1 protein-coding gene is annotated in these 583 nt (G+C 56.4%); it reads left to right on the top strand.

The features are described 5' to 3' along the window. Window positions 1–583, top strand: a 583-nt coding sequence (locus ADAD_RS16915) for a DEAD/DEAH box helicase (RefSeq protein WP_010415590.1), incomplete at both ends; no start/stop codon positions are given.

The following is a 583-nucleotide window of genomic DNA, read 5'->3' as shown; positions in this document are numbered from 1 at the left end:
AAGCCGGTTGGAACCGTCGTAGTTGGCTTGTATTCGCGTCGGGCGTTGAACACGCCGACCACGTAGCGCAGGCGCTTAACGCATTCGGTATCCCTTCCGCAGCCGTTCACCAAAAGACTAAGAACCGCGACGAAGTTATTAAAGACTTCAAGCGCGGGAAGCTGCGTTGCCTAGTCAACAACAACGTTTTAACGACGGGCTTTGACTACCCGCCCATTGATCTAATAGGCATGTTGCGCCCTACGGTGTCGCCCGGCCTGTGGGTTCAAATGCTAGGGCGCGGAACCCGGCCTTGGTCGGGCGGTTATATCGACGTAGGGGGCGGCGAAAAGGTCTACATACCTACCCCGAAAAGCGATTGTCTTGTGCTTGACTTTGCAGGCAACACGAAGCGGCTTGGCCCCATTAACGACCCGTGTATACCGAAGAAGAAAAAGGGCGAAGCGGGCGACGCGCCCGTGCGTATCTGCGACGTATGCGGAACTTACAACCACGCGTCGGCGGCATTCTGCATTTGCTGCGGCACGCCGTTTGAAAAGCGTGAAAAGCTAACCGACAAGGCTTCAACCGCCGACCTTATCCG

The sequence above is a fragment of the Citromicrobium sp. JLT1363 genome, from assembly GCF_000186705.1.
Classification (GTDB): Bacteria; Pseudomonadota; Alphaproteobacteria; order Sphingomonadales; family Sphingomonadaceae; genus Alteriqipengyuania.
The sequence above is the reverse complement of the archived record's forward strand: the minus strand, read 5'-3'. Positions and strand labels throughout refer to the sequence as shown.